Source organism: Xenorhabdus sp. PR6a (assembly GCF_028599065.1).
Taxonomy (GTDB): Bacteria; Pseudomonadota; Gammaproteobacteria; order Enterobacterales; family Enterobacteriaceae; genus Xenorhabdus; species Xenorhabdus doucetiae.
This window is the reverse complement of the sequence record NZ_JAQRFJ010000137.1, coordinates 1-2,231: the sequence shown is the minus strand read 5'-3', so window position 1 is coordinate 2,231 and position 2,231 is coordinate 1. Positions and strand designations below refer to the sequence as shown.

Below are 2,231 nucleotides of genomic sequence, written 5' to 3'. Positions count from 1 at the left end.
TTGCGCAGGCTCAGGGCGTAGGCCAGATACCAGCGGACACACTGGGCGATAATATCAACAGGATAGTGCAGACGTTTGAACGCTTTTCGGATAAGGGACATCGCTCTGGACTCGCTCAAAAACAGGGGAGCTTACCTGATGACCGCTTAATGCGACAGAACCCCTGTTCCTGCGCATATTGACCTCGATACGGTCTGTGTTCAGAAGGATTATCGGAAAATCCGCCGTGACCATACGTTCAGCTACTACAACAAAATGTACCTGATTGACTCGCCTCTGAGGCACTCTATCACTCACCAGAAAATAGAAGTTCGAAAGCATTATGATGGCAGCATCGTTGCCTGCTTCGCTGGCCGAAAACTGATGATATCTGAGGTGACAGAGCCGACACAGCCTACGATGTATGACTTAGAAATCCAGAGAAAACTGGATGCAATAGCCCTGGCAGAAAAACTGGGTAATGTCTCTGAAGCGGCTCGCCTCAGTGGCTGCTCACGAGAAACTCTCTATAAAAATCGCAGGCTACTCAAGGAGAAAGGCCCGCTAGCGTTAAAGCGCACGCTCAATCCAGACCATCACCACAAAAACCGAACGCCAAAAGAACGGGAGGAAACGGTGATTGCCTTCTCGCTGGAAAACCCTCATCTGGGCCAAGTTCAAATCGCAGCCCAACTCAGGAAAAAGTACGGGATAGAGATAAGCCAGTCCACGGTTCGGTGTATCTGGCTGAGACATAAGCTCAACACGGTAGCCCTGCGAGTAGAGAGAGCAAAATCATCGCTAGCTACTGCTTAGCGATGATGATGAGTTGAGCGTTCTATGCGGAGACGGGTATACTGGAACGACAAAGTCCCTCAGTAATTAGTCCGTCAGTCTCCCTCGGTAATCACACTAATACAGGTAAAGACTCAGCTTGAGCGAAAGCACTCAAATGTTGTGGCCTGTGCGCTGGCCAACAAATTAGCCCGGATAGCCTGGGCAATCACAACACGGCAAACGGTGTTCGAAAGGTAACGACGCCGCCAGTCTGACTGGCAGGTTAATCGTTAATTAAAGCAGTTCCCAATCTGGTTTTGCGAAGACTGATTATTGATGACATGAACGGCTTATCGACCTGATAGAATCCTGACATAAAAAATGGCTCTCTGAAGCCGTGCGGATTTTTAGGCTTATCAGGTGCGGAACTCATCGAGGCGCGGGCATCCCTGCCCATAGTGACGCCGGATAGATTTAAGCAAGCCAACATCAATCAAAAATCAGTGTTGCAAAAAAGGTGGGGACCATAGATTTTCCTGAGCGGTGCTGACTTTAATAAAAGCCGACGAGGCAGTCAGCCCAGAAGGCTTTTCCGGTGGATGGGAGGCACGTTGGCGGTGGTGATAGAACCGAGTTGTCGACACACCGATTTTTTGGCAAAACTGCGGGACAGTCAGTTCAGATTTTTTCTGCTGTTCAAAAATATCCCGCCACTCGGCTTGAGTAAACCTGGATTGGCTCATGTGGGCTTTTTCCATGATAAGAAGAAGTGAGGCTATTTTAATCAGTGGATTTGCCTTGGCTAGGTGGGGTTCCCCGTACGCTTACCTAAAATCAATAGGTAACTCGGAGCCAATTCTGTTTATTCTTATTATCTTAAATGGCGAATCCTCAATGGGTTAACCCATTGAGGATTCTATAAACAGTCCACTACCCGAAACAAGAGGATTAATGTAGTAGAACATGTCAAATATAACTCTTTCAGTGTAGTCACCTTCAATGAAATGGCATTAAGTCATTTACTTTTTTGTGATATACATCATGCATATTGAGTTAATTCATCCTTGAATTAAGCCGGTGTCCATATCTAATCTATTTAGATCTGCTTTCCTACATTCCAATTATTGATAATATTTTCACTGACTGATATCGTCTTGGAAATAAGAGTAATTCAAAACTCATAGGCCTCCACGTTGTAAAAGCGAAGTTTTGGTGCAGCCTGAATAAGATATTTCATGTGAGATTCGTGCACCATATCACCTGTATTATAACATCTAAGCAAGAAATTCAATTCATTATGTAACAAACTAAATTCTTTAAGTTCAGCCCATGTTTCAGAGAATGTGGCTATAATCGTAGGCCTAAAATTTCTTACATTATCGATAACACTCTGACCACTTATTTGTGTTAATACCATAGTGGGAATCCCCAACAAAACGGCTGTCATGAGATAGCTAAACCCTGCTAGATGCGAA

General features: G+C 45.0%; 2 protein-coding genes and 3 pseudogenes. 2 read left to right on the top strand and 3 right to left on the bottom strand.

The window, feature by feature from the left end; translation table 11 throughout:
- Nucleotides 1–101, bottom strand: a pseudogene (locus PSI15_RS17705) (IS6 family transposase); the annotation flags it as partial.
- A gap of 274 nt (nucleotides 102–375) precedes the next feature.
- On the opposite strand from PSI15_RS17705, the gene PSI15_RS17700 reads away from it, so the two are divergent.
- Nucleotides 376–795 (top strand): helix-turn-helix domain-containing protein, encoded by a 420-nt coding sequence (locus PSI15_RS17700; RefSeq protein WP_273584662.1) that lies wholly within the window; start codon nucleotides 376–378, stop codon nucleotides 793–795.
- A gap of 105 nt (nucleotides 796–900) precedes the next feature.
- Nucleotides 901–1,014: pseudogene (locus PSI15_RS17695) on the top strand (IS110 family transposase); the annotation flags it as partial.
- A gap of 242 nt (nucleotides 1,015–1,256) precedes the next feature.
- On the opposite strand, the gene tnpA reads toward PSI15_RS17695, so the two are convergent.
- Nucleotides 1,257–1,499, bottom strand: coding sequence for an IS66 family insertion sequence element accessory protein TnpA (gene tnpA, locus PSI15_RS17690; protein WP_273584661.1), 243 nt, complete (start codon nucleotides 1,497–1,499; stop codon nucleotides 1,257–1,259).
- A 428-nt stretch (nucleotides 1,500–1,927) separates the two neighbouring features.
- Nucleotides 1,928–2,231 (bottom strand): annotated as a pseudogene (locus tag PSI15_RS17685) (long-chain fatty acid--CoA ligase); the annotation flags it as partial.

Coding starts and splice junctions, on each gene's coding strand:
- tnpA (WP_273584661.1), bottom strand. CDS start 1,499: ATGAGCCAATCCAGGTTTACTCAAGCCGAGTGGCGGGATATTTTTGAA.